The sequence below is a fragment of the Friedmanniella luteola genome, assembly GCF_900105065.1.
Classification (GTDB): domain Bacteria; phylum Actinomycetota; class Actinomycetes; order Propionibacteriales; family Propionibacteriaceae; genus Microlunatus; species Microlunatus luteolus.
Genome location: NZ_LT629749.1, coordinates 3,926,923 through 3,949,908, shown reverse-complemented (window position 1 = coordinate 3,949,908; position 22,986 = coordinate 3,926,923). Strand labels below are relative to the sequence as shown.

6 protein-coding genes are annotated in these 22,986 nt (G+C 75.5%); 4 read left to right on the top strand and 2 right to left on the bottom strand.

Annotated elements, in window-relative coordinates:
• Positions 1-20: 20 nt before the first annotated feature.
• A complete protein-coding gene (locus tag BLT72_RS18525) occupies positions 21-1,268 on the top strand; it encodes an MFS transporter (protein ID WP_157720562.1) in 1,248 nt (415 codons plus the stop codon).
• 116 nt (positions 1,269-1,384) lie between these two features.
• Here the strand turns inward: BLT72_RS18525 and BLT72_RS18520 are convergent, their stop codons facing one another.
• Positions 1,385-3,049 (bottom strand): catalase, encoded by a 1,665-nt coding sequence (locus BLT72_RS18520; protein ID WP_091417854.1) that lies wholly within the window; start codon positions 3,047-3,049, stop codon positions 1,385-1,387.
• Positions 3,050-3,324: 275 nt separating this feature from the next.
• Between BLT72_RS18520 and BLT72_RS18515 the strand changes: the two genes are divergently transcribed.
• Positions 3,325-3,660 (top strand): hypothetical protein, encoded by a 336-nt coding sequence (locus BLT72_RS18515; protein ID WP_091414716.1) that lies wholly within the window; start codon positions 3,325-3,327, stop codon positions 3,658-3,660.
• 23 nt (positions 3,661-3,683) lie between these two features.
• Here the strand turns inward: BLT72_RS18515 and BLT72_RS23375 are convergent, their stop codons facing one another.
• A complete protein-coding gene (locus BLT72_RS23375; protein ID WP_091414714.1) occupies positions 3,684-6,572 on the bottom strand; it encodes a helix-turn-helix transcriptional regulator in 2,889 nt (962 codons plus the stop codon).
• Positions 6,573-6,768: 196 nt separating this feature from the next.
• Between BLT72_RS23375 and BLT72_RS18505 the strand changes: the two genes are divergently transcribed.
• Together BLT72_RS18505 and BLT72_RS18500 are read left to right on the top strand one after the other, a co-directional pair.
• On the top strand, positions 6,769-6,975 hold the full coding sequence (locus tag BLT72_RS18505) for a hypothetical protein (RefSeq protein WP_091414712.1): 207 nt from the start codon (positions 6,769-6,771) through the stop codon (positions 6,973-6,975).
• A gap of 302 nt (positions 6,976-7,277) precedes the next feature.
• On the top strand, positions 7,278-22,868 hold the full coding sequence (locus tag BLT72_RS18500; RefSeq protein WP_091414711.1) for a DUF11 domain-containing protein: 15,591 nt from the start codon (positions 7,278-7,280) through the stop codon (positions 22,866-22,868).
• The last annotated feature ends 118 nt before the right edge of the window (positions 22,869-22,986 follow it).

The following is a 22,986-nucleotide window of genomic DNA, read 5'->3' as shown; positions in this document are numbered from 1 at the left end:
GTCCCGGAAGTCCTGCACCCGTGACCAGCCCTCGCACCTCGACCGTGCGCATCATCCTCGCGTCCCGCTTCTACCGGAGCGCCTTCGCGGCCCTGCTGCTGAGCGGCCTGGCCGTCTCGGCGACGCTGCCGCAGCTGACGCTGTTCCTCGTCCGCGACCTCGGTGCGTCCTACACCGTCGCCGGGCTCTACTACGTGACCAACCTGGCGGCGCCCGTCGCCGGCTTCCTCCTCGGGCGGCTGTCCGACCGTCGCGAGGACCGGCTGGGGCTGTTCCGGGTCTGCGCCGTCGTCGGAGCGCTGGGCTGGCTGGCCATGGCGCTCAGCACCGAGGTCTGGATGCCCTTCGTCATCAGCGCCGTGGCCCTCAGCATCTCCGGGGCCTCGATGGCCCAGCTCTTCGCCGCCACCCGCGACGAGCTCAGCCGGCAGCCCACGGGGGCGGACAACCGGATCCTCTCGGCCGTCCGGATGGCCTTCACCGCGGGCTGGGTGCTGGGCCCGGTGCTGGGTAGCTGGCTGGGCAGCGTGGTGGGGCTCCGTCCCCTCCTCGTGGCCACCGCGGTGCTCACGCTGAGCCAGGTGCTGCCCCTCGGTGGGCAGCGGGTGCTGCGCTTCCGGCATCCGGGTCACGAGCTCGCAGGTACCCGCAGCCCGCGTGGGTCCCGGCGCCGGATGGTGCCCCTGCTGGCGTTCACCGGCCTGTGCGTCCTCGCCATGACCGGGGACACCATCAAGTTCGGCTTCCTCCCCCTCTACATGGCCGACGAGCTCGGGGTGCCCGACACCGTGCGGGGCGCCGTCATCGCCATCCAGCCGCTGCTCGAGCTCACCCTCATGCCGTTCCTCGCCCGCTTCGCCGACCGGTACGGGCCGCTGAAGGTGATGGTGTTCGGGCTGGCCCTGGGCGTCGGGGCGAACCTCGCCTTCGCCACCAGCACCGGCGTGGCCGGGCTCTTCCTCGGCCAGCTGCTCGCCGCGGGCCTGTGGGCCGCCCTGGGCGCCCTGGGCGTCTCGATCGCTCAGCACCTGTATCCCGAGGGGGTCGGCACGGCCTCGGGGGTCTTCCTCAGCTCGATGACGCTGGGCGCCGCCACCGGCGGCCTCATCGGCGGCTTCGGCGTCGCCCGGCTCGGTCTGCCCGAGGTCTTCTACGTGCCGGCGGTGCTGTCGGCGATCGCCCTGGTGGGGCTCGTCGTGCTCGAGCGTCGGCTGCGGGTGAGGGAGCCGCTCGCCGTCCCCGAACCCGTGGCCAGCGGTCGGCGCTGACCGCGGGCGTCACGACAGGGCTGCGCCACCTCCGCTCCTGACCCCGGACGCGCGTCGACCCGGCTCGGATGAGCCGGGTCGACACCGTCAGATCACGCGGGGCAGGAGACCCTCGGTCAGCGCTCCACGACGACGTGCTCGTTGGGCACGGTGTGCGTCATGCGGAGACCGCTGACGTCCCGCACGCCGTTCTTGCCCAGATTGGCCAGCCGGTCCAGCTCGTCCTCGGACAGGGTCTGGGTCTGCAGCGGCTCGAGCATCCTGACGTCGTCCGGGGTGATCCCGAGACCCTCGCCGACCCGCAGGCCCAGTTCGTCGTCCACCATCAGGAAGTGCCAGACCATCCGCTCCTGCACCGGCCGGGCGGCCTGCCCGATGAGGTGGACGAAGTTGGCGACCAGGTCGTCCTTCTCCCACTGCTCCTGCAGCTGGTAGCGCTGCCCGGCCTGGAGGTAGTCGTTGGTCCGCGGGAGGCGCTTCCGCGTCAGCCGCCCGGAGATCTCCGGCCCCTGCTCGTCGTGCGTCGGGTACTGCGCCTCGCGCAGACCACCGGTGATCGAGGGCTCGTAGTTGACGTGCGGGTTCTGACCCTCACCGAGATCGGTGCCGAACGACATCTGGCCGCCGCGCTGGTTCGTGGCGACGCGGGCGTTCTTCGCGCTGTTCACCGGCAGCTGCAGGTAGTTCGGGCCCACCCGGTAGCGCTGCGTGTCGGAGTAGCTGAAGGTCCGTCCGACCAGCATCTTGTCGTCGGAGAAGTCGAGCCCGTCGACCAGCACGCCGGTGCCGAAGGCGATCTGCTCGCTCTCGTTGTGGTGGTCGGTGACGTTGCGGTTGAGCGTCATGGTGCCGACCAGCTTCGGCTCGAACTCGTTCTCGGGCCACACCTTCGTGTCGTCCAGCGGGTCGAAGTCCAGCTCGGGGTGCTCGTCGTCGCTCATCACCTGCACGTACAGGTCCCACTTCGGGTGGTCGCCGTTCTCGATCGCCTCGTAGAGGTCCTTCGAGGCGTGCCCGAGGTCGTTCGCCTGGATGTTCGCGGCGTCGACCTCGGTGAGGCTCTTGACGCCGGCGTGGGGCTGGAAGTGGTACTTCACCAGGTGCGTGACGCCCTCGGCGTTGACCCACTTGTACGTGTTCACGCCGAAGCCCTGCATGGTCCGGTAGTTGGCCGGGATGCCGCGCGGGCTGAACAGGTTCACCAGCATGTGCATGGACTCCGGCGTCTGCGACATGAAGTCGAAGATGCGCGCGGGCTCCTGCCGGAACGTGATGGGGTCGGGCTTGAGCGCGTGGATGACGTCGGGGAACTTGATGGCGTCCCGGATGAAGAAGACGGCGAGGTTGTTGCCGACGAGGTCCCAGTTGCCGTCCTCGGTGTAGAACTTCACCGCGAAGCCGCGGGGGTCGCGCGCCGCCTCGGAGGAGTCCCGGCCACCGATCACGCTGGAGAAGCGGATGGCCAGGTCGGTCTTCTTGCCGGCCTCGCTGAACAGCTTCGCGCGGGTGTAGGCGGCGATCGGCTCGTCGCCCCAGGTGCCGGTGGCCTCGAACTCGCCGTAGGCGACGAAGCCACGGGCGTGCACGACCCGCTCGGGGATGCGCTCGCGGTCGAAGTGGCTGATCTTCTCGAGGAACTGGTAGTTCTCCAGCGTGGCGGGACCCCGGGCCCCGACGGTGCGCTGGTTCTGGTTGTCGTAGACCGGGTGGCCCTGACGGTTCGTCAGGACGGCGCGGTCCTCCTGGCCCGCAGCGGGGCCCTGGCTGGCGACGTCGGTCATCTGCACTCCGTTCCTGGCCGGTCGCGGTGCGCGTCCGGCGTTATCGGCGGGCGTGGCGCCCGCAGTTTCGTCTTGGCTCGTCGACTGGTCGGGCCACGCGCCGGCCGGCGGCAGCCTCTGGGTCCAGTATCCCGGTCCCGCGGTGCTGGACCACCCCCCGCTGCCGATGGGTTGATCCTCGGCTCGTCTTGAGCGGACCCCGCGCCGGTCGCAGGCCCGCGCAGAGGCGGCGGCGCGAGCGTGACCTCATCAACCTACCCCCGGAGGAGACGACCATGTCGGTCGAGGTCATGGCAGAACCCACCAGCCCCGTCACCGGTCACCGTCCGTTGACCCTGCTCCGCGAGCCCCATCCGGCACTCGACGCCCAGCAGGCCTTCGCCACCGCCGCCGCCCTCGTGCTGCGCCGGGCCGGCGCCAGCGGCCAGCGGCTGACGACGGCGCTCCACCTGATCCTGGCCGAGCACGCCGGCCTCCCGGTCGTGGACGGACCCGAGGGTCTGCACCTGCGGTGCACCCGGTGCCGGGACGAGGACCGGGAACCCGCGGCGCAGTACCCCTGCCCGACGGCGCAGCAGGCCTTCTGGGCGCTCGACGCCGTCCTCGGCTGACGTGGGGCCCGTCTCCGGCACGGTCAGGCCAGCAGGCCGCGGCGTCGGGCGACGGCGACGGCCTCGGTGCGCGAGCGGACGGCCAGCTTGGCCAGGATGTTCGACACGTGCACGCTCACCGTCTTCGTGCTGACGACCAGCCGCTCGCCCACCTCGCGGTTGCTCAGGCCTTCCGCGACCAGCGCGAGCACCTCCGCCTCCCGCGGGGTGAGCACCTCGGGCGCGCCGCGGCGGCCCACCAGCGGCCGGAGCTCCGCGAGCAGTGGAGCGGCACCCAACGCCTCCGCCGTCTCCTGCGCCAGCCGCGCGACGTCGGCCGCCTCCCGCCCGTGGCCCAGCCGCTTCAGCGCCGCCGCCCAGCGCGTCCGGCTGCGCGCCAGCTCGAACGGCTGACCGTAGCGCTCGACCGCCGTGACCGCCGCCGCCCAGGCCCGTTCCACCTCCGCAGGGTCGACCGGCTCGCCCGCGGCCTGCTGCAGCCGCAGCCGTTCTGCGTGCACCCGCGCCAGCCAGGCCTGGCTCTCCAGGCCGGGCTCGGGGCGGCGGCCCATCGCGCGGGCCCGCCGCGCGGCGTCGACCAGCGCGTCAGCGCGCTCCAGCAGAGCCGGCCGACGCTCCGGGTCCGCGCCGGTGGCGTGCGCGGCCAGCTGCCCGAGCAGCAACCCCGCCAGCCGGATCTGGCCCTGGAAGTCCCGGGTGCCCCACACCGTCGTGATGCACGCGACCAGCTCGTCGTAGACGGCCAGCGCCGCGTCGACGTGCCCGGCGTCGCCGTGCAGGTCGATCGCCGCCGCGGTGCTGTGCACCGCCACCATGCCGTCGGTGGTCCACTGCGGACGGACCCGCGCCATCAGCTCCGGCCAGCCGGCGGTCCGCCCGCGACCCGCCCGCACCGCGAGCGCGACCGCGGCGAGCCCGGCCGCCGCCAGCGGGGGTGGCTGCCCGGCGCCGGGCTCGGACAGCTCCTCGGCCAGGTCCCAGCGGCCCAGCTGGTAGGCGACCAGGCCCGCCAGCACCCGCGAGTCCGCGCCCGTCGGGGCGTAGGGCCGGCCCAGCTCGGCGCTGCGTCGCGCCGCCTGCCGGAAGGTCGTCAAGGCCTGCTCGAGCTGGCCGCCCTCGAGCTCGACCCAGCCCAGCTGGTAGCGGACCCGCAGCCGGGCGAGGTCGTCCGGGCCCTCCTCCAGCGCCCGCCGCAGCATCCGCTCGGAGGCCGCCGGGTCGCCGCCGCGCTCGGTGACCCGGGCCAGCACCGTCTGCAGCAGCGTCGTCACCTCCCCGACCCGCAGCTCGGGCGGGGTGGCGAGACCCTCCTCGGCCCAGCGCAGCGCCTCCTCGTCCTGCCGGACGGAGGCCAGGGCGGTCGCGAGCACGGCCACCGCCCGGTTGCGCAGGGCGGTCGGGGGCTCGGCGGGGACCAGCGACACCGCCTCCCGTGCGAGCGCGACGACGTCGGTGCTGGACTCCGAGAGCAGCCCGGCCTCCGTCCGGGCGACCAGCAGCCGGGCCCGGTCCTCGGCCGGCGCGTCGGCCGGCAGCCGTGCGAGCTGCTCGGCGACCACCGATCCCGCCCGGAGCACGTGGCCGGCCGCGGCGGCCGCCGCCGCCGCCTTCTCGGTCAGCCGGACCAGGTCCGGCACGTCGGGCGCTCCCCAGCCGGGGTGCAGGTCCAAGGCCTGCGCGAAGTGCCGGGCCGCCTCGTCGGGGCCGCCCGCGGCCAGCGCCTCGTCGCCGGCCCGGTCGCCGGCGCGGACGGCCGTCGCGTGCTCCCCCGCGGCCACGGCGTGCCGCGCGAGGTCGGCCGCCCCGCCGTTGCCGAGGGTGGTCAGCGCCCGCACGAAGGCGGCGTGCAGCCGGCGCCGCTCGCCGGGGAGCAGGTCCTCGTAGACCGCCTCGGCCAGCAGCGAGTGCCGGAACCGGTAGCCGTCGACGTCGGCCACCAGCACGTTCAGCTCCACCGCCGAGCGGACGGCGGCCTCGAACGCCTCCGGCCCCAGCCCGGCCACCGCGGCCAGCACGTCGTCGCGCACCTGCCGTCCGCCCGCCGCGGCCGCCCGCACCACCAGCTGGGACTCGACGTCCAGGGAGTCCAGCCGCAGCAGCAGCAGCCCCGCCAGGTCGCGGGGGACGACCGTCGAACCGACCGCCGCCACCAGCTCCTCGGTGAAGAAGGCGTTGCCCTCGGCCCGCTCCACGACCGTGCGGATCTCGGCCGCGGCGAGCGGGTCCGGGTGCAGCCGCTGCACCAGGTCGCGGACGGCGGCGTCGGAGAGCGGCCCCAGCTCGACCCGGGCGACACCGGGCAGCCGGGACCACTGGGCGGCGACGGTGCGCAGCGGGTGCCGCCGGTGCAGGTCGTCGCTGCGGTAGGAGGCGACGACCGAGACCGGCTCGGCGAAACCGCGGCTGAACAGGTAGCTGAGCAGGTCGGAGGTGGAGCGGTCGGCCCAGTGCAGGTCCTCGATCACCACCAGCAGCGGACCCGCGCGGCCGAGCTCGGAGAGCACGGCGTGCAGGGCGGCGAAGAAGGCGCCGCGGTCGAGCGGCTCGCCCGCCGGCTCGGCACCGAGGGCCGCGCCCGGCAGCAGCCGGGCCGCGGCCGGCCACCGGTGCACCAGGGCCTGCATGACCTCGGGCCGGGTGGCCTGGAGTCGCCCGGCGATCTCGGAGAACGGCAGGTAGGGGAGCGGGCTGCCGCCCAGGTCCAGGCAGTGCCCGACGGCCACCCGCCAGCCGCGGGCCGTCGCCTGCTCGCCGAGCGCGTCGAGCAGCCGTGACTTGCCGATGCCCGCGTCGCCGCTCACCAGCACCAGACCCGACCGGGCGGGCGGGCCGAGGCCGGTGGCCGCGACCAGCCTCGCCAGCTCGTCGGCCCGGCCCACCAGGGGTGCGGGCGCGGTGGCGGCGGCGGACATGCCGCCATCGTGGCAGAGAGGGCTGACAGCGGCGGGCACCTCGGACGGCGGCTGTCGGGCCCTAGGTACCTCAGACCAGCGCGGGGCCCGCCGCCGCCGCGGGATACGGCGCCCGCCCGATGCCGGCAGCCCCACCTCAGGACGAGGTTGGGTCCTGAGCACGGGCCACCCGGCCCGCCGAGCAGGAGGAACCGAGATGACCGACGACTACAGCTTCGGCTGGGAGCACCGGGCCAGGATCACCGAGCTGCAGGACATCGCCGCGATGGACCGGCTGGCGGCGCAGGTGGCCCCGCCCTCGGCGCTGCGACGCTACGCCGCCTCCCGGGCGGTCCGGCGGTCCGGGGGCCGTCGCCCGTGGTGGAGCGCGCTGCGCGGTCCGCGGCCCCACGCGGCCCGTTGACGCCGCCCCTCCGGCCGGGGCCGGGCGCGGCCCGGCCCTGACCGGGGCGCCCCGGCCGGCCGCGTGGTCCGGCCCAGCACGCCTCTGCGGGACCCGCATCGGCTCGTCGGAGCGGTGGCGCAATCTACGCCGCACCTCTACAGTGCAGACGTCCGGCCGCTCGCCGGACGTCCGCCTGCCCGGTCGGGGGAGGGCGTGACTCCCGAGGTTCACGTCGTATGCCCCCACGCGACCCGTCGCGCAGGTCGTCCCGACCCTCCCGCTGGTGCGCTCCTGCGCCCTGGCGGCAGACCACGGCCTGGGTGCTCAGCCTGGTCCTGGCCCTGCTGGTGCTGGGGACCGCGGTGCTGCCGCCCGTGGCCGCCGAGGCGGCCGTGCAGAAGCCCTTCGCCAAGGTGTTCAGCGCCCAGAACAACGGCGCCATCGCGATCGTGGGCAACACCCAGCTGACCTGCCAGACGGCGGCGACCGGCTGCACCGCCGCCCGGAGCGGCTCCGGCACCAACACGAACAACAACAACTACACGATGGCCTTCTCCGACGTGGACAACGTCGCGGCCACCACGAACTCCACCAGCGCCGACCTCGCCCTGCCCGCCGACTCCACCGTGCTGTACGCCCGCCTGCTGTGGAGCGCCCGGCTGACCGCGGGCACCAGCGGCGCGGCCGGGACCGGGGCCGTCGGGACCGCCAAGTTCCGGGGCCCGGGGCAGAGCGGCTACACGACCGTCAACGCCACCACCGTCACGACGACCACCATCGACACCACCCCCTACCAGGCGTCGCTGGACGTCACCTCCACCGTGAGGACCGGGGGCAACGGCACCTACTTCTTCGCCGACATGGTCGCGGCGACCGGGGTCGACCGCTACGCCGGCTGGACGCTGGTCGTCGCCTACTCCAACCCGAACCTGCCGCTGCGCGACCTCACGGTGTTCGAGGGCTTCGCCGACATCACCACCGAGACGGCCGCGAACTCCACCGTCTCGACCACCGTCTCCGGCTTCATCACCCCGACCGCCGGCACGGTCAACGCGACGGTGGGCCTGGGCGCCTGGGAGGGCGACCTGGGCACGACCGGTGACGTGCTGAAGTTCGGCGGCACCACCCTGTCCGACGCCGCGCGGCCCGCGAACAACTCCTTCGACTCCGCCATCTCCAACTACGGCACCAGCATCAGCGCCCGGAACCCGAGCGCGACCAACAACTTCGGCGTCGACATGGGTCGGATCAGCGCCAACGGCGTGCTGCCCAACGGGGCCACCTCGGCCACCGTCAGCGTCAGCACCACCGGTGACTACATCTACCTGGGCCTGCTGACCACGGAGATCGACCTCTACACGCCGTCCTTCGCGGGCGTCAGCAAGACCGTCACCAACCTCAGCGGCAACGCCCCGGCCCAGGTCGGGGACACCTTGGAGTACCGGCTGAGCTTCACCAACTCCGGCCAGGACACCGCCGCCGACGTGGTCGCCCGCGACACCCTGCCGGCCGGCGTCAGCTACGTGCCGGGCAGCACCACCGTGGTCAGCGGGGCCAACGCCTCCACCACCCCGAAGACGGACGCGACCGGGGACGACGTCGCGGAGTACGTCGCGGCCGACCGGCTGGTGCGGGTCCGGCTGGGCACCGGGGCCAGTGCCACCGCCGGCGGCACGGTCGCGGTGAACGGCAGCACCGCCGTCACCTTCCGCGCCCGCGTCGAGCGGCCGGCCGCGGGCACCACCGTCGTCAACGGTGCCCTGCTCGACTACCGGGCCGTCACCCTCGGCAACAGCTACACCTTCACCACCAACACGGTCAGCACCCCCGTCCAGGAGATCGCCGACCTGGCCCTGACGAAGACGTCCACGCCCACCAGCCAGACCGCCGGCTCACGGGTCACCTACGCCCTCGGCGTCACCAACAACGGGCCGAACACCGCGACCGGGGTGGTGACGACCGACACCCTGCCGACGGGCGTCAGCTACCTCTCCTCGGCGCCGCCCTCCGGCACGACCTGCACCTCCAGCGGCCAGACGGTCACCTGCTCGACCGCGACCCTGGCCAACGGCGCCGCGGTCAGCATCCCGGTGATCGTGGACGTCGGCGCGGGGACCGCCGCCGGCACGCTGGTCAACACCGCGAGCGTGGCCGCGTCGACGACCGACGACGTCGCGACCAACAACACGGCGACGGCCAGCACCACCGTCACGCGCGACGCCGACCTGCGGCTGACCAAGACCGGGCCGGCCAGCGTGGCGGCCGGGAACCAGGTGGTCTACACCCTCACCGCGCTCAACGCCGGCCCCTCGTCGGCCACGTCGACGACGATCACCGACACGTTGCCGCTGGGCACCACGCTGGTCAGCACCGACCCCAGCCAGGGCACCTGCTCGGCCAGCGGCCAGACGGTCATCTGCACCGTCGGGACGCTGGCCCCGGCGGCCACCGCGACCGTGACCCTCCGGGCGACGGTGGCCGCCTCGTCGACCGCCACCTCCCTGGACAACTCCGCCAGCGTCACCTCGGCGACGCCCGACGCGACGCCGGCCAACAACAGCGCGACCGCGACCACGGCCGTCACCCAGAACGCCGACCTCGCGGTCACCCAGACGGCCAACCCGACGACGGTCCCCGCCGGCGGCACGCTCACCTACACCGTGACCGTGGCCAACACCGGCGCCACCGACGCGCGCGGCGTCACGCTGGCCGACGCCGTCCCCGCCGGGCTCACCCTGCTCCAGGTGACGCCCACCCAGGGCACCTGCGCCGCCGGGTCGCCGCTGGCCTGCGACCTCGGCACCATCACACCGGGGTCCACCGTCCGGCTCACCCTGTCGGTGCGCGTCGACGCGAGCCGTGACGCCGGCACCGTCACCAACACCGCCCGGGCGACCACGACCACCGCCCAGGCCGTCACCACGAACGACGCAGCGTCCACCGACATCACGGTCGTCACCCGCGCGGACGTCTCGCTCACGAAGTCCGCGGCCCCGAACCCGGTGCAGCTGGGCAGCAACCTGACCTACACCCTCACCGCGGCCAACGCCGGACCGTCGCAGGCCCGCGGCGTCGTGGTCACCGACACCCTGCCGACGGGAACCACCTTCGTCAGCGCCTCGACCGGCTGCACGGCCTCGGGCCGGACGGTGACCTGCCCTATGGGCACCCTCGACGTCGGGGCCGGCGACAGCCGGACGGTGACCGTGACGACCCCGCAGACCGCGCCCGCCGGCGGCCTGAGCAACACCGCGGTCGCCACCGCCGCCACCACCGACCCGGCGGAGACCAACAACACCGCCACCTTCGTCAGCTCGACCGCCTCCAGCGCGGACCTGGCGCTGACCAAGACCACCAGCCCGTCGCCCGTCGTGCCGGGTCGTGACGTCACCTACACGCTGACCGCCAGCAACGCCGGGCCGTCCGCGGCGACGGGCGTCGTGGTGGACGACACCCTGCCCACCGGCGTGACCTACGCCAGCTCCACCGTCCCCGGCGGCGGCAGCTGCACCGCCACGGGCCAGGCCGTCGCCTGCACGGTGGGCACGCTGGCCGGCGGTGCCAGCGCGACCATCACCCTGGTGGGGCGGGTGAACGCCGACCTGGTCGACCGCAGCACCGCCAACACGGCCTCGGTCCGCGCGACCACGCCGACCGACCCCACGACCTCCAACAACACGGCGACCTCGACCACGGAGATCGCCCGCTCCGCCGACGTCGGCGTCACCATGGTGGCCACCACCCCGACCGTCCGTGCCGGTGAGGAGGCCGGCTACCGGGTCACCGTGAACAACGCCGGCCCCTCGACCGCGCGGAACGTGGTCGTCACCGGCCAGGTGCCCGACGGCCTGGAGCCCGTACCGGGGTCCAGTGGGGGCGTGTGCACGGTCACCGGGCGCACCGTCTCCTGCGCCATCGGCACGCTCCCCGTCGGCAGCACGGCGAACCTGACCTTCCGCGCCCGCGTGCTGCCCAGCACCCCCGCGGGCACCATCTCCGGCACCGCCTCGATCGGCGCCACGACGCCGGACCCCAACCAGGCCGACAACGCCTCCGTCGCCGCCCTCGAGGTGGTCACCGCGGCCGACGTCCGGGCCACCAGCAGCCTCTCGACCGACGTCCTCGTCGCGGGCGGCACCGCCACCTACACCCTCACCGCCGCCAACGCCGGGCCGTCCGACGCGACCGGCGTCACCCTCACCGACACCGTGCCGGCCGGGCTGACCGTGGTCTCGGTCGCGCCGAGCACCGGGTCGTGCACCGTCGAGGGGCAGATCGTCCGCTGCGGCGTCGACCGGCTGTCGCCGGGCGGCACCCTGACCGTCCGGGTGGCCGTCGCGGTCGCCGCCGACGCCACCGGCAGTCGCTCCAGCACCGTCACCGTCGGCTCGGCCGTGCCCGACCCCGCTGCGGGGAACAACAGCGACACCACGACGACCCCGGTGGTCCAGTCCGCCGACCTCCGGCTCACCGCGACCGCGGCGCCGGAACCCGTGACCGCGGGCTCCACGCTGCGGTACACCTTCGGGGCCGTGAACGTCGGGCCGTCCCTGGCCACGGCCGTCGTCCTCGACCAGGTGCTGCCCGCCGGGGTGCGGGTGCTGGCCGGCGGCATCGCCGCCCCGCCCGGCGTCACCTGCACCGTCGCCGCCGCGCTCGACCAGGTGCGCTGCACCCTGGGCGACCTGGCGCCGGGCGCCGGCGCCTCGGTCTCGGTGGACACCCAGGTCGACCCCGGTCTGGCCGACGGCAGCAGCCTCACCGCCCGCGGCACCCTCAGCTCGCCCACCGGCGACCAGGACCCCGACACCCGAGCCGCCCGCGTGACGAGCTCCGTCGTCACCAGCGCCGACCTCGCCGTGACCAAGACCGCGCGCAGCAGCTCCCCCATCGCCGGCGGCCAGGAGACCTACGTCGTCACCGTCAGCAACGCCGGCCCGTCGCGCGCCCGGGCCGTCCGGGTGGTCGACAGCCTGCCCGACGGGCTGACCTTCGTCTCCGCCGTCAACCCGGCCGGCACCTGCAGCGCCGACGGCTCCGACGTCACCTGCGACCTCGGCGCCGTCGAGCCCGGGGCCGTGGTCGTCGTGCAGCTGACGACCCGGCTGGCCGCCACTTCCGCCGGGCGCGCGGTGCGCAACACCGTGCGGGTCGCCTCCGACACGGCCGACCCCACCGCCCGCAACGACACGGCCAGCCTGGAGCAGCCGGTCAGCGGCCAGAACGACCTGCAGCTCACCAAGCAGGTGACCAGCGGGCCGGTGGTCGCCGGCCAGCCGGTCACCTACCGGATGGTGCTCAGCAACGACGGGCCCTCGCAGGCCCGCGACGTGATCCTCACCGACGTCCTGCCCGACCGGCTGACCTTCGGCCGGGTCGACGCGTCCGGCGACGGCAGCTGCGTCTACGACCCGCTCACCCAGACCCCGGCCGACGACGACCAGGTCACCTGCAGCTGGGGCACCCTCGACGTCGGCGGCTCGGTCACCGTCACCCTGACCCTCGGCGTGCCGGTCGACCAGCCCACCGGCCAGCCGGTGGTGAACACCGCCACGGCGAGCGCGTCGGCCACCGACCCGACGCCCGCCACCGCCACGGTGAGCAGCGCCGTCGGCAGCCGGGCCGACCTGTCCGTCCGCAAGAGCCTGCTGTCCGGCCCTCCCACGCCCGGTCAGGAGGTGCGCTGGCAGGTCAGCGTGCAGAACGACGGGCCGTCCGTGGCGCGCGACGTGCGGGTGCGGGACGCCGCCCCGGCCGGGGTCGCCTTCACCGGCGCCGAGGCCGGCCAGGGCTCGTGCCCGGTGGCCGCCGACGCCGTGGAGTGCGTGCTCGGCGACGTCGCCGTCGGCGCGACCGTCACCGTGACGGTCAGCGGCCTGCTGGCTGCCGGCTCGACGGTCACCGACCTCACCAACGAGGCGACGGTCAGCTCGACCACGACCGACCCGGACCCCGACGACAACACCACCTCCGTCACCACGCCGGCGACCGCCTCGGCCGACCTGGCCCTGACCAGCACCGCCCCCGCGTCGGTCGTGGCCGGGCAGCAGCTGACCTGGACCTTCCGGGTCACCGACGAGGGCCCGTCCGACGCCCGAGACCTGCGGCTGACGACCGCGCTGCCCGACGGCGTCACCGTCCTCTCCAGCACCCTGGACGGCCCGGGCAGCTGCTCCGGCACGCCCTCGCCCACCTGCACCGTCGACGACCTCGCCGCCGGGGCGAGCCGCACCCTCACCGTCGTCGCGCGGGTGAACCCCGGCTACGCCGGCACGGCGCTGCTCGCGAGCGCCCGGGTCGCCTCGGCCGTCGCCGACCCCGACCCGCTGGACGGCACCACCAGCAGCACCACCCGCGTCGGCCGCTCCGCCGACCTCTCCGTGAGCCAGACGGGGCCGGCCGTCGTCGCCGCCGGCGGGACCGCCACCTGGACGGTCCGGGTGACCAACGACGGTCCCTCCGACGGCACCGGTCTCGTCGTGGTCGACGACCTGCCGGCCGACCTGCTCGGCCTCACCGGCACCTCCGACGGCGGCACCTGCACGCTCACCGGGCAGCAGCTGCTCTGCCCGCTCGGCGTCGTGACCGCCGGTGGTTCACGGGTGATCACCGTGACCGGGCAGGTCGACCCGGCCACGACCGCCGCCACGCTGACCAACGAGGTGACCGTCGCCGCCGACACCCCCGACCCGGACACGGCCGACCTCAGCTCCACCTTCGTGACGACCATCGCGCGCTCGTCCGACCTCACCGTCACCAGCACGCCCGGCGCGGAGACCTTCACCGCCGGCGGCCCGGTCAGCTGGACGCTCACGGTCCGCGACGGCGGGCCCTCCGTGGCCCGCGAGGTGGTCCTCACCGACACCCTGCCCGAGGGCGTGACCCTGGCCACGGTGGACGCCGGGGGCGGCACCTGCCGGCTGGAGGGGACGAGCGTCCTCGTCTGCTCCTTCGAGACCCAGACGCCGGGCACCCCGATCCGGGTCCAGGTCCGCGGCACCCTCGACGCCGGCGCGACCCAGGCCGCGCTGGTCAACTCCGCCACCGTCCGGGCGGGCACCCCCGACCCCGACCTGACCGGCAACGCCGCGTCCTCCAGCACGCCGGTGGGCCAGAGCGCCAACCTCTCGATCGCCCAGCTCATCGGCAGCGGTCGCCCGGTGGCCGGCCAGCCGATCAGCAGCAGCCTGCTGGTCCGCAACGCGGGCCCGTCCGTGGCCCGCGCCGTGGCGGTCCGCTCGATCCTGCCCGTCGACATCGAGGACCCCACGGTCGTCAGCACCTCGGGCACGTGCACCCTCACCGGCCGTGACCTCCTCTGCACCGTCCCCGAGCTGGCCCCCGGCGCCGAGGCCCGGATCGACCTCGGCGGCGTGCTGGCGGCCGACTTCAGCGGGGAGCTCAGCAGCGTCGCCGCCGTCGAGAGCTCGACCCCCGACCCCGACCTCGCCGACAACACCGCCCGGGTCGCCACCACCGCCGACGAGCAGGCGGAGCTGTCGGTCGTGCTGACCGGGCCGGACCGCGTCGTCGCCGGTGAGCGGGTCAGGTTCACCGTCACCGTCACCAACGACGGGCCCTCCGACGCCCGCGGCGTCCGGCTGCTCGGGCTGCTGCCGGCCGGCGTGACCGACGTCCGCGTCGAGTCGGCGTACGACCCCTGCACCCCGGACGGCCAGTGCCCGATCGGCGACCTCGCTGCCGACGCCAGCCGCACGATCGTCGTCAGCGGGCTGGTCCCCGCCGACAGCTCGGCGACCAGCCTCAACAGCACGGCGGTGCTGACCTCCGACACCGCCGACCTCGACACCACCGACAACACCAGCCGGGTCGTCACCGAGGTCACGCGCACGGCCGACCTCGTCGTGACCACCGCCAGCGACGTCGCACAGCTGACCCCGGGTCGCGGTGCCACGCTCACCGTCACCGTGCGCAACGACGGCCCCTCGACCGCGCGCCAGGTCTCGGCGACCGACACGCTCCCCGAGGGCCTGGCGCTGGCCGGGGACCCGACCTCCAGCGCCGGAGCGTGCACCACCACCGGCCGCACCGTGACCTGCGAGCTCGACCAGCTCGAGCCCGGCGGTGCGCTCGTCCTCACGCTGCCGGTGACCGTGGGCGCCTCGTTCACGGGCGCCACGGTGGCCGACAGCGCCAGCGCGACCAGCGCCACACCCGACCCGGACGCGCAGGACAACACGGACGCGGTGACCCTCCCGGTCCGTGGCCGGGCCGACCTGACCCTGCTGAGCAGCGCCCCCGACGAGGTGCGGGCCGGCACCCCGCTCAGCTGGACGCTGGACCTGGCGAACGACGGGCCCTCCGACGCCCAGGCGACGGTGATCACCCAGACGCTGCCGGCCGGCGTCGGCCGGGTCAGCCTCGCCAGCACCCAGGGCAGCTGCACCCAGTCCGGCGTCACCGTGACCTGCACCCTGGGCGTCGTGGCCGCCGGCCAGGCGGTCCGCGTCACCGTCGGCACCAGCGGTGTCCTCGACCCCTCCTACCCGGCGGGTCCCGTCGTCGCGCGCGCCACGGTCAGCTCGCCGACCGCCGACCCGGACGGCGACGTCGCCGACGACCCCACCCCGGACGGGCGCAGCGCCTCCTCCGAGACCCGGGTCGTCGCCGAGGCCGACGTCACCGTCACCACGGTGGCCACCCCCACCAGCACGGTCGCCGGCGGTCCCGTCGGCTGGACCGTGACCGTCAGCAGCACCGGCCCCTCGACCGCGCGGGACGTGGTGCTGACCAACCCGCTGCCGGACGACGTCCGCGGGTTCACGCTGGTGCCCGCGGACGGGGTGACCTGCTCCGGGACCACGTGCACGATCGGCGACCTCCGGCCGGGTACCGACCAGGCCCTGGTGTTCACGGTGCGGGGGACCGTGCCCGCCGCGTTCGCGGGCGACGCCGTGGTGGACACCGCCCGGGTGAGCACCAGCACCCCCGACCCGGACCCGGGGGACGACCGCGCGAGCGCCCCGGTGGCGGTGCAGCAGGCCGGCGGTGTCGCCCTGGTCCTCGACGGGCCGGACACCGTCGTCCCGGGCGAGGACGTCTCGTGGACCGTGACCGTCACCAACCTCGGGCCGTCCCTGGCCCGCGGCGTCGTCGTCACCGACGCCCTGCCGACGGGCGTCACGGGCGCTCGGGTGAGCGCCCCGGCCGGGGTCCGCTGCACCGACGGCCCCACCCTCAGCTGCGACCTCGGCAGCCTCGACGTGGGCGACCAGAACGCGGTCACCCTCGTCGTCACCGGCCGGGTGGCCGCCGACCTGGCCGACCCCGAGCTGGCCACCACGGCCCGGGTCACCGCGACGACCCCCGACCCCGACAGCGGCGACAACGCGGCGACCGCGGTGTCCCTCGTCCGCCCGGAGGCCGACCTGGCGCTGGTCAAGACCGGCCCCGCCGCCGCCACGGCCGGTGAGGCCGTGGCCTGGGAGCTGGAGGTCAGCAACGACGGGCCGTCGCAGGCCCGGGACGTCGTCGTCCTCGACACCCTCCCCGCCGGGGTCGGCGGGATCGCCGCGGGCTCGCCGGAGGGCGGGGTCAGCTGCACCGTCGAGGGCGCCGGGATCCGGTGCGCCGTGGGCGCGTTGGACCCGGACGACGCCGTCACCGTGCAGGTGACCGGGGTCGTCGACGCCGGCCAGCCGGCCGGCACCCTGGAGAACGTCGCCACCGTCAGCTCGGCCGCGACGGACGTCCAGCCGGCCGACAACCGGGACGCGACCCGCACCGAGGTGACGAGCTCGGCCGACCTGTCGGTCACCAAGACGGTCAGCCCCGACCCGCTCGAGGCGGGCTCGCCGGCGACCTTCGTGCTCACCGTGGCCAACGCCGGACCCTCCCGGGCCCGCGCCGCCGTCGTCACCGACGTGCTGCCGGCCGGCCTGACGGCCGGCGCGGTGACCAGCACGAGCGGCACCTGCGCCGTCCGCGGCCAGACCGTCGCCTGCGACCTCGGTGACCTCGCGGCCACGGGGGGCACCCCGGTCGTCGTGACCATCCCGGTCGTCGTGGCCGACGACGTCGACCCCGACGGCTTCGCCAACACCGCCTCCGTGCAGTCCGACACCACCGACCCCGACGCGGGGGACAACAGCGCCGTGGTCGCCGGCGAGGCCGCCAGCCGCGCCGACCTGCGGCTGACCAAGACCGCGGACCGCACGGTCGCCGTGCCGGGTGAGCTGGTCACCTGGACGCTGGCCGTCACCAACGACGGGCCCTCCGCGGCCCGTGCCGTGAGCCTGGTCGACACGCTGCCGGCCTCGGTCGCCGTCACCGCCGCCTCCGTCCCGGGCGGCAGCTGTGCGCCGCTCGACGTGCGGCCGCTGGTCTGCACCCTCGACGTCGTGCGGGCCGACCAGACCGTCGCCGCCAGCATCACGGGCCGGGTCGACGCCGACACCCTCGACGCGGCGCTGACCAACGCCGCCTCCGTCGGCTCCACCGGCTCGGTCGACCCCGACGCGGCCGACAACAGCGACCAGGTCCGCACCCCGCTGCAGGGGGCGGCCGACCTCGTCGTCGAGCAGTCGGCCACCCCGACGCCGGCCGTCGCCGGCGCCCCGGTGACCTGGACCGTCACCGTCCGGAACACGGGCCCGTCCCAGGCCCGCGGGGTGGTCCTCACCGACACCGTGCCGGTGGGTGTCGACGTCACCTCGGCGACCCTGGACCGGAGTGGCGACTGCCGCACGCTCGACGGCTCCGTGACCTGCGACGTCGGCACGCTGGCGACGGGCAGCAGTGCCGTGCTCACGCTGGTCGGCCGGCCGACGGCCGGCTCGGCCGGGGGCGACCTCGTCAACCGGGCCGTCGCCACCGCGGTCACGCAGGAGCGGACCCCGAACGACAACGACAGCCGGCTGAGCACCCCGCTCGGCCGCAGCGCGGACCTCTCCGTGGCTCTCGACGCGCCCACCAGGGTGCTGGCCGGGGAGCAGCTCACCTGGCGGGTGACCGTGCGCAACGACGGCCCGAGCGACGCGGCCGGGGCGACCACCCGGCTGGCCCTGCCGCCGGGGCTGCTCGGCCTGACCGCCGTCGTCGACGGCACCGGGTGCCCGGTGACCGCCGACGGGACCCTCTGCGCCCTCGGTGCGCTGCCCGCCGGTGAGCAGCGCGTGCTCGTCGTGACCGGCCAGCTCGACCCGGCCTCACTCGCCACGGCCCTGCCGGCCACGGCGACCGCCGCGGCCACCACGGCCGACCCCGACACCGCCGACCTGACCGCGACCGGCAGCACCACCGTCGGCCGCGCCGCCGACCTGGCCCTGACCAAGCGCGTCGAGGGCGCGGTCGTCGCGGGCCGGGCCGTCACCTGGTCGCTCGTGCTCACCAACCCCGGCCCTTCGACCGCCCGGGACGTGGTGCTGACCGACGCGCTCCCGGCCGGGGTCCGCCCGGCCACCGCCACCTCGGGCGACGCGGACTGCGCCGTCGCCGACGGCACCCTCCGCTGCACCCGCGACCAGCTGGCGCCCGGCGGGACGGTCCAGGTGCGCGTGACCGGCACCCTGGACCCGGCCTACCCCGACACCGGGCTCCGCAACACCGCGAGCGCGACCACCAGCACACCCGACCCGGTGCCGGGCGGCAGCAGCGCGACCAGCGACGCCGAGGTGGGCGCCTCCGCCGACCTGCGGGTGGGCAAGGCGCTGACCTCAGGCCTCCCGGTGGCGGGGGAGCCGATCACCTTCACGGTCGTCGTCACCAACGACGGCCCCTCCGACGCGACCGGGGTCGTCCTCACCGACGTCGTGCCCAGCCAGGTGCGCGCGGTGACGGCCGGCTCGGACGCCGGGACCTGCACCGTGGTGGGGCCGGGCGTCCGCTGCGACCTCGGCACCCTCGCGGACGGGGCCGAGGCGGTCGTCACCGTCGGCGGCGTCGTCACCCAGACCTTCGACGAGCGGCTCACCAACACCGCGCGCGTCACCTCCGCGACGCCGGACCCCGACCCGGGGAACGACGCCGGCTCGGCCGACGCCTCGGTGGGCGAGTCCGCGGCCGTGTCCGTCGCCCTCACCGGCCCGGCCACGGCGACCGCCGGCGGCCCGCTGCGCTGGACCCTCGTGGTCCGCAACGCCGGCCCGTCGACCGCCCGGGACGTCGACCTCGCCCAGCTGCTGCCGGCGGGGGTGCGCGACGTCGCCGTCGACGACGCGCGCTGCCGCCCTGACGTCAGCTGCCTGCTGGGCGACCTGGCCCCGGGCGCGACGGTGACGGTCGTGGTGACCGGCACCCTGGACCCGGCCTTCGCCGGCGGGGAGCTGGACACGGCTGCCACCGTCACCAGCCCGACCGCCGACCCCAGCTCCGTGGACGACACGGCGACCTGGACGACCGCGGTCGGTCGGGCCTCGGACCTGGTCACCACGCTCGACCTGCGCCCGGGCACCCTGGTGCCGGGCACCGGCGCCACCCTCGTCGTGGGCGTCCGCAACGCCGGCCCGTCGACCGCGGACCGGGTGGTGCTGAGCACCACGCTGCCCGAAGGCCTGACCCTGGCCGCCGACGCGACCGGGGACGGGGCCACCTGCACGCTGGTCGGCCGCACGCTCCGCTGCACCGTCCCGGCCCTCGCGCCGGGGGCCGACGTCGCCGTCACCGTCCCGCTCGCGGTGGCCCCTGGCGTCTCCGTGGACACGCTGGACCTGAGCGCCGTCGCGAGCTCCTTGACGCCGATGGTCGTGGCCGGCGACAACACCGCGACCCGGGCGGCCCCCGTCGCCGGGCAGGCGGACCTGACCCTGAGCAAGACGGGGCCGGCGACGGCCAGCGCCGGCACCCCGCTCGCGTGGCGGCTGGTGCTGACCAACGACGGCCCGTCCGACGCCCAGGGCGTCGTGCTGACCGACGCGCTCCCCGCCGGTGTCGGCCCCGTCACCGTCACCGCCAGCCAGGGGGTCTGCGCGCAGCAGGACGACCAGGTCCGCTGCGACGTGGGCCAGCTCGCCGACGACGGCCGGGTCACCGTCGACCTGGTGACCACCGGGCCGGTCGACCCCTCGACCGTGACCGGGGTGCTCACCAACCGGGCCGCGGTGACCTCCGCCACCGGTGAGCCGGGCGGCGGCAGTGGCGGTCGCCGCGACGCCGCGAGCACCGACCTCGGGGCCATCGCCGATGTCGCCGTGGACGTCCGGGCCGACGCGGCCGCGGTCACCGCGGGCACCCGCACCAGCTGGACCGTCACGGTGGCGAACCGCGGCCCGGCCACCGCGCGCGGCGTCCGGCTCGCGCTGCCGGCCGGCGCGGGGTTGACCGACGTCAGGGTCTCGGGTCCCGCCGGGCTCACGTGCACCGATGTCTGCACGCTCGCCACGCTGCTGCCGGGCGACGAGGCGGCCGTCGTGCTCACGGTCAGCGCCCGGGTGCCCGCGGGCTCGACCGCGGACAGCGTCACCACCCGGGCCACCGTCAGCGCCGCGACCGACGACCCGGAGAACGGCGACGACACGGATGCGGCCGCCGTGCCGGTCGTCCGCTCGGCCGCCCTCGCGGTCAGCAAGACCGGCGACCGCGTGGTCACCCCCGGCGGCGACGTCGCCTGGAGCGTCGTCGTCGAGAACGCCGGACCGTCGGTGGCCCGCGACGTCCGGCTGACCGACGCGCTGCCGGACGGGGTCTCCGACGTCGAGGTCGCCGGGGCCGGCTGCACCGGCACCGACACGGTCAGCTGTGCGCTGGCCACCCTGGACCCGGACGAGTCGGTCGAGCTCACGCTCACCGGCCGGCTCGCGTCCGGGTTCGAGGCCGACGCCCTGACCAACACCGCGGAGGTGACGTCGTCGACGTCCGACCCGGACGCCGCGGACAACAGCGACACCGCCCGCGGCGACACGGCCGCCTCGGCCGACCTGTCGGTGACGAAGACCGGGCCCGAGACCCTGGTGGCGGGCGGGCCCGTCGTCTGGCGGCTGACGGTGGCGAACGACGGTCCGTCGACCGCCCGCGGGGTGGTGCTGAGCGATCCCGTGCCCGCGGGCGTCGGCCGGCTCCGGACCAGCGGCGCGGACTGCGCCGTCGTCGACCGGGTGGTCAGGTGCGACCTGGACGCGGTCGCGGACGGCGACGAGGTCACCGTCACGGTGAGCGGTGTCGTGGACCCGGCCTACACCGGGGCGGCCCTGGTCAACGCCGCGAGCGTCCGGAGCGACACGGCCGACCCGGAGCCGGCGAACGGCACCAGCGACCCGGTGTCGACCACCGTGACCCGCTCGGCGGACCTGTCGATCGTCAAGACCGTCGACGACGTGGTGGCGGGTGAGGACGCGGTGTTCACCCTCACGGTGCGCAACGCCGGGCCGTCCACCGCGCGCGGCGTGGTGGTCACCGACGTGCTGCCGGCGGGCCTGGGCATCGGCGAGGTGAGCGGAGCCGCCTGTGCGGTCGAGGGGCAGACGGTCACCTGCCGCATCGCCGAGCTGGGCCCCACCGGGGACGAGCCGGTGGTCGTCACGATCCCGGTGGCCGTGGCCGACGACGTCGACCCGGCCACCCTCGTCAACACGGCGACGGTGCAGGGGTCCGATCCGGACCCGCAGCTCGATGACAACACCTCCGTGGTCGCCGGCGGCGGGGTCGCGGTGGCGGACCTCGCGGTCACCAAGGTCGCCGACCGCGAGGCGGCGGCGCCGGGCGAGCGCGTGAGCTGGACGGTGACGGCCCGCAACGCCGGTCCCTCCGCGGCCCGCGACGTGACGATCCGGGACGTCCTGCCCGACGACCTGACCGACCTGGCCGTCGAGGGGCCGGCCGGGGCCTGCGCTGCGGTCGTCGACCGGGTCCTGACCTGCACGCTGGACGTCCTCCGGGACGGGGAGTTGGCCGCGGTCGTGGTCCGCGGCACGGTCGCCTCCGGCAGCGAGCTGTCGGCCCTCACCAACAGCGTCACGATCGCGAGTTCCGCCAGCCGGGACCCGGAGACCGACGACAACGCGGCGCAGGTGACGACGCCGCTGACGGGGGAGGCCGACGTCGCGCTCACCAAGGTGCTGGACACGGTGTCGCCGGGCGCGGGCGAGGAGGCGCGGTGGACGCTGACGGCGACCAACCGGGGTCCGTCGACGGCGCGCGGGGTGGTCCTCACCGACACCCTGCCGGCGGTCCCGGTCGTGGCCGAGCTCCCGACGGGCTGCACGGCCGTGGACCGGACGGTCAGCTGCGGGCTCGGCGACCTCGAGGTCGGGGCGTCCGGCAGCGTGGAGCTGGTCGGGACGGTCGAGTCCGGGGCCACCGGGACGCTGTCCAACAGCGCGACGGTGACGGCCACGTCGCCCGACCTCGACCTGGCCGACAACACCGCGACCACCCCGCCCGCACCGCTCCGCCACCTCGCGGACCTCGGCGTCGCCAAGGTGGCGGACGCGACGGAGGCCAGCGTCGGGGACGAGGTGGGCTACGTCGTCACCGTCACCAACCGGGGTCCGTCCGACGCCTCCGGCGTCATGGTCGACGAGCGCTGGCCGGACGGGCTGGCCCTCGTCGGCGCCGAGCCGGGCACCGGCCGCTTCGACCCGGCGACGATGACCTGGGCGGTCGGCACGCTCGCCGCCGGGGCGTCCGCGGAGCTGCGGCTGGCGGCCCGGGTGAGCGGGACCGGGGTCGTGACCAACGCGGTCGCGGTCAGCGGCGGCGACGGCACGGTCGACCCCGAGCCGGACGACGGGGTCGCCGACGCGACGCTCACCGTGGACCCCCCGGCTGACCCGGGCGACCCGGACCAGCCGGGCCAGCCGGGGCAGCCGGGGCAGCCGGCCCAGGATGGCCCGCCGGGTCCCGGCATCCCGCTGCTGCCGCGGACGGGTGGGCCGGTGCTCTGGGTGCTGGTCCTCGGCTGGCTGGCCGTCGTCGGCGGCGTCTCGGCCCTCGCCGTCCGTCGCCGCCGCGGCTGATCCGCCTCTTCTGGCGGCTGGACCACCTCAGCGGTGGCCCAGCCGCCAGAAGTCGGCGGGAGGGGCCCCGCTGGCAGCGCGTGAGGTGCGGGCGCCGTGGCTATACAAGGGACCAGGT

Coding starts and splice junctions, on each gene's coding strand:
- BLT72_RS18520 (WP_091417854.1), bottom strand. CDS start 3,049: ATGACCGACGTCGCCAGCCAGGGCCCCGCTGCGGGCCAGGAGGACCGC.
- BLT72_RS18515 (WP_091414716.1), top strand. CDS start 3,325: ATGTCGGTCGAGGTCATGGCAGAACCCACCAGCCCCGTCACCGGTCAC.
- BLT72_RS23375 (WP_091414714.1), bottom strand. CDS start 6,572: ATGTCCGCCGCCGCCACCGCGCCCGCACCCCTGGTGGGCCGGGCCGAC.
- BLT72_RS18505 (WP_091414712.1), top strand. CDS start 6,769: ATGACCGACGACTACAGCTTCGGCTGGGAGCACCGGGCCAGGATCACC.